The sequence below is a fragment of the Citrobacter sp. S55_ASV_140 genome (genome assembly GCF_018919505.1).
Classification (GTDB): Bacteria; Pseudomonadota; Gammaproteobacteria; order Enterobacterales; family Enterobacteriaceae; genus Citrobacter; species Citrobacter werkmanii.
Genome location: NZ_JAHLQZ010000238.1, coordinates 1 through 5,187 on the forward strand (window position 1 = coordinate 1; position 5,187 = coordinate 5,187).

General features: G+C 54.4%; 5 protein-coding genes and 1 pseudogene. 4 read left to right on the plus strand and 2 right to left on the minus strand.

Features of this window, described 5'->3' with window-relative positions:
* From KQJ18_RS21300 to KQJ18_RS21315, 4 genes are all read left to right on the plus strand, one after another.
* Positions 1 to 711: UbiD family decarboxylase (locus KQJ18_RS21300; protein WP_216422688.1), on the plus strand; the 711-nt coding region annotated here is incomplete at its 5' end.
* Between the two features lie 40 nt (positions 712 to 751).
* Complete coding sequence (gene fre, locus KQJ18_RS21305; protein ID WP_038634448.1) at positions 752 to 1,453, plus strand: NAD(P)H-flavin reductase; 702 nt, start codon at positions 752 to 754, stop codon at positions 1,451 to 1,453.
* 227 nt (positions 1,454 to 1,680) lie between these two features.
* Positions 1,681 to 2,607 (plus strand): ROK family protein, encoded by a 927-nt coding sequence (locus KQJ18_RS21310; protein WP_087856728.1) that lies wholly within the window; start codon positions 1,681 to 1,683, stop codon positions 2,605 to 2,607.
* Complete coding sequence (locus KQJ18_RS21315; protein ID WP_137347630.1) at positions 2,604 to 3,584, plus strand: LacI family DNA-binding transcriptional regulator; 981 nt, start codon at positions 2,604 to 2,606, stop codon at positions 3,582 to 3,584. The genes KQJ18_RS21310 and KQJ18_RS21315 overlap by 4 nt, the downstream gene beginning before the upstream one ends.
* Before the next feature lie 213 nt (positions 3,585 to 3,797).
* On the opposite strand, the gene fadA is transcribed toward KQJ18_RS21315, so the two are convergent.
* Together fadA and KQJ18_RS21325 are read right to left on the minus strand one after the other, a co-directional pair.
* Positions 3,798 to 4,961, minus strand: coding sequence for an acetyl-CoA C-acyltransferase FadA (gene fadA, locus KQJ18_RS21320; protein ID WP_038634440.1), 1,164 nt, complete (start codon positions 4,959 to 4,961; stop codon positions 3,798 to 3,800).
* 9 nt (positions 4,962 to 4,970) lie between these two features.
* Positions 4,971 to 5,187: pseudogene (locus tag KQJ18_RS21325) on the minus strand (fatty-acid oxidation protein subunit alpha); the annotation flags it as partial.

The following is a 5,187-nucleotide window of genomic DNA, read 5'->3' on the forward strand; positions in this document are numbered from 1 at the left end:
GATCTGGAAGTGCCTGCCAGCGCTGAAATTGTGCTGGAAGGCTATATCGAACCGGGTGAAATGGCCCCGGAAGGACCATATGGCGATCATACTGGTTACTACAATGAAGTAGATAGCTTCCCGGTCTTTACCGTCACGCACATTACTCAGCGTGAAGATGCAATTTATCACTCTACCTACACCGGACGCCCGCCTGATGAGCCCGCAGTGCTTGGCGTGGCGCTGAATGAAGTCTTCGTGCCTATTCTGCAAAAGCAGTTTCCGGAAATCGTCGACTTTTACCTGCCTCCCGAAGGCTGCTCATATCGCCTGGCCGTGGTGACGATGAAAAAACAGTACGCTGGTCATGCCAAACGCGTCATGATGGGTGTCTGGTCGTTTTTGCGTCAGTTTATGTACACCAAATTTGTTATTGTCTGCGATGATGACGTCAACGCACGCGACTGGAATGATGTGATTTGGGCGATTACGACGCGTATGGACCCGGCCCGGGATACTGTACTGGTAGAGAATACACCCATTGATTACCTGGATTTTGCCTCGCCGGTTTCCGGTCTTGGTTCAAAAATGGGGCTGGATGCCACCAATAAATGGCCGGGCGAAACCCAACGCGAATGGGGACGTCCGATAAAAAAAGATCCTGAAGTCACTGCACGTATTGACGCAATTTGGGATGAACTGGCCATATTTAATGACGGCAAAAGCGCCTGAGGCGCGATCGTTTTGCCTATTGATCCGACAGAGAGAGCGCATGACAACCTTAAGCTGTAAAGTGACCTCGGTAGAAGCTATCACTGACACCGTATATCGCGTTCGTTTAGTGCCAGACGCGGCGTTTTCCTTTCGTGCCGGCCAGTATTTAATGGTCGTGATGGACGAACGAGATAAGCGCCCGTTCTCCATGGCATCTACGCCGGACGAGCAGGGGTTCATTGAACTGCACGTTGGCGCTTCTGAGCTAAATCTGTACGCCATGGCCGTGATGGACCGCATTCTGAAAGACCGGGAAATTAAGGTCGACATTCCGCATGGCGAAGCCTGGCTACGTGATGAGGACGAACGACCGTTGCTCCTGATTGCCGGCGGGACGGGATTCTCTTACGCGCGTTCCATTCTGCTTACCGCGCTGGCGCGCAATCCAAATCGCGATATCACTATTTACTGGGGCGGGCGCGAAGAGAAGCATCTCTACGATCTCTCTGAGCTGGAAGCGCTGTCAGTAAATCATCCGAATCTGCGCGTTGAGCCAGTGGTAGAACAGCCTGAAGAAGGCTGGCGTGGCCGTACGGGCACCGTATTAACGGCAGTATTACAGGATTACGGTACCCTGGCGGAACACGATATCTACATTGCCGGACGTTTTGAAATGGCTAAAATCGCGCGTGATCTGTTCTGCAATGAACGCAGTGCGCGTGAAGACCGCCTGTTTGGCGACGCGTTCGCGTTTATTTAAGCGCTGTGCGCCGGAGCCCTTCCGGCGCATTCATTACTCACCTTACTTCTACTAACAGGGTGCAAGCCCGGTCTCGTTGCCTTTCTTTCCTCACCAGTTTTTAGTAAACATTTTTTTCTATCTATTAATCATAAAAATAAGCTTTTGTGACGGAGCTCTTTTTGTTTAGTAAACAAGGTTGGCAAGCTATGCAGCATCACATTACAAGGCGCAAACGAGGGAAAATCATGAGGCTTGGTCTGGATATTGGCGGGACTAAAATCGAAGCGGTAGTGATTGATAATACGGGGGAAATTGTTTATCGCGAGCGATGCGCAACCCCAAAGCAGAGCTATGGCGATTTTTTCCACGCCGTAACGGAGATGATTGCTAAGGCCAGGCAGGCCGTTAATCAGCCTTTCTCGGTTGGCGTTGGGGTGCCCGGTGCGGTGGATAGCGAAGGGTTAATCAAAAACTCCAACATTCTGGTGCTGAATCAGCAGAGCTTTGCGCAAGATCTTGAGCAAGCGTTAGGGATGGCTGTGCCCGTCACCAACGATGCTAACTGCTTTACGCTGTCAGAGGCGATGGACGGCAGCGGATATGGACACAGCGTCGTTTTTGGCGTCATCCTCGGTACCGGTTGCGGCGGCGGTGTGTGTATCGATAACCGCCTGATTTCCGGCCCTAACGCCTGCGCAGGCGAGTGGGGGCATAATGCCTTGCCGCGTTATCATGAATCCCGGGATGGGGCCGCAGTGACATGCTATTGCGGACAGTTGAACTGTATCGAAAGCTTTATTTCCGGCAGCGGTCTGGAACGCCAGTATTTGAACCACACCGCGCAACATGCGGGTGTGCCACAAATTATGCGACAGGTAGAATCGGGTGATGCAGATGCCTGTTTGTTATGGGAACGCTATTGCGATCAACTGGCGCGGGCGTTGGCAAGCGTGGTGAATACGCTCGATCCCGATGTGATTGTGTTGGGGGGCGGGGTATCTAATATCGATTTACTGTATTCTGGCTTGCAGGCGCGAGTAGCACAGTACGTATTTGGTAAACAGTGCCGTACACCGATCGTTCCGGCCAGACACGGCGACAGCAGCGGCGTGCGTGGTGCCGCCTGGCTGGGGGCGCAACGAGCCTGCGTAGAATCAATGAGAGTGAAATGACGAAACCTGTACGTATCAGAGACATTGCCGAAGCATGTGGGGTCTCAGTTGGCGCTGTTTCCCGCGCCCTAAAAGGGCAGCCGGGGCTGCGTGAAGATACCCGGTTGCGCATTATTTCTGTGGCGCAGCAGCAGGGTTATGATTTTTCCCGCTTGCGCAGCGACAAGATCAAACGCGTCCTGTTTTTGCTGCATCGTCAGCACAATATCAGCCGCGCATTACCGTTTTACTCCCAACTGCTGTTAGGTATAGAAGATCTTTGTCGCGAGAATGGTATTGCGCTGAGCTTTCTGTCTATCGGTCCGGGTGATACGGTGAGTGAGCAGGTGATGCTGCACCAGCCGGATGCGCTGATCTGCGCCGGATTTTTTGAGCCTGAATTGCTTGGGCTGCTGCAACAGATGAAACTGCCGCTGGTGCTGGTGGATCTCTGGGCACCTGGCCTGCCTTGTGTCAATCCGGACAATACCCAGGGCGGCTATCTGGCCACGCAACACCTGATTGCACAAGGTCGCAACCGCATCGCGTTTCTTGCCAGTACACTTTCTCACTACAGTATTCGTCAGCGTGAGAAGGGCTATCGTCAGGCATTGTATGAAGCCCGGTTGCTGATGCCGCCAGAGTACGAAGCCATCGCGCCGCCGTTGCTCGATACCGAGCAATCTTTGGTAGAGGCGGTTAATGAGCTGCTCAGGCTGCCGGAGCCACCCGATGCCATTTTTGCCTATAACGATGCGGCAGCGATGGTTGTTCAAAGAGTGTGCGCGCAGCAGGGCATACGTATCCCGGAAGACCTTGCGCTGGTAGGGTTTGATGATATTGATGCCGCAGCCTGGTCACATCCGCCGCTGAGTACTATCGCGGTTGATAAGCAACAACTGGGTCGGGAAGCGCTGCGTTTACTACTCGAAGAGAAGCAGGAAGAGAATCTGCTGCTGCCGGTGCAGTTAGTGGTACGTGGTAGTTCAGGGAAATAAAAAACCCGCCCCTGACAGGCGGGAAGAACGGCAACTAAATTTTCTCTCTTCGCCATTGGCACCATAACTGTGTTGGCTGCGCTCATTCACCCGAATCACTTACTACACGTAAGCTCATCGGGATTCATTCACTTGCCGCCTTGTTCTGGCACCAATGGCTTTGAGATAACATTTCGTAGGCCGGGCAAGCGAAGCGCCCCCGGCGTGCCTTGATTAAACTCGCTCAAATACCGTCGCGATACCCTGACCTAACCCGATACACATCGTCGCCAGACCAAACTGTACGTCTTTGCGTTCCATCAGGTTGAGCAGGGTAGTGCTGATACGCGCACCGGAACAACCCAGCGGGTGACCCAATGCGATCGCCCCGCCGTTGAGGTTGATCTTCTCGTCGATCTGCTCCATCAGCCCCAGATCTTTAATACACGGCAGGATCTGGGCGGCAAAAGCTTCATTCATCTCAAACAAGCCGATGTCGCTGGTGGAGAGTCCCGCTTTTTTCAGCGCCAGCTTTGAAGCCGGAACCGGACCGTAACCCATGATGGAAGGGTCGCAGCCGACAACGGCCATTGAACGAATTCGGGCACGTGGCGTCAGACCCAGCTCACGGGCACGGCTTTCGCTCATGACCAGCATCGCGGCAGCACCATCGGAAAGCGCGGAAGAGGTACCGGCCGTCACCGTGCCGCTAACCGGATCGAATGCCGGGCGCAGGGTAGAAAGCGCTTCAACCGTGGTCTCCGGGCGGATAACTTCATCGTAGTTAAACTGCTTCAGCACGCCGTCTGCATCATGACCGCCAGTCGGGATGATTTCATTTTTAAATGCGCCAGACTGTGTAGCAGCCCAGGCGCGAGCGTGTGAACGTGCAGCGAAGGCATCCTGCATTTCACGGCTAATACCGTGCATGCGGGAGAGCATTTCCGCCGTCAGGCCCATCATCCCCGCGGCTTTCGCCACGTTTCGGCTCATACCCGGGTGGAAATCAACCCCGTGACTCATCGGCACATGGCCCATATGTTCCACGCCGCCAATCAGGCACGCCTGAGCATCGCCGGTCATGATCATGCGTGCTGCATCATGCAGCGCCTGCATGGATGAACCACACAGACGGTTAACGGTCACTGCCGGTACTGAATGTGGGATTTCCGCCAGTAGTGACGCGTTACGAGCGATATTGAAACCCTGCTCCAGCGTTTGCTGCACGCAGCCCCAGTAAATATCATCAAGCGCGGATGGCTCCAGCGCCGGATTACGCGCCAGCAGGCTACGCATTAAATGTGCGGAGAGGTCTTCTGCCCGCACGTTACGAAACGCTCCCCCTTTTGAACGGCCCATCGGGGTACGGATCGCATCAACAATTACAACCTGTTCCATTGTGACTCCTTAAGCCGTTTTCAGGCTGCCAACCGGGCGGGCAGGCTCAACCTGGGGATAATACGGTTCGTTATGGCGCGCTTTATCACGCAGACCGGCCGGAACTTCATACAGTGGGCCTAGGTGCTGATACTGTTGGGCCATATCGAGATACTTCGCGCTGCCGAGCGTATCCAGCCAGCGGAACGCACCGCCGTGGAACGGAGGGAAGCCCAGGCCATACACC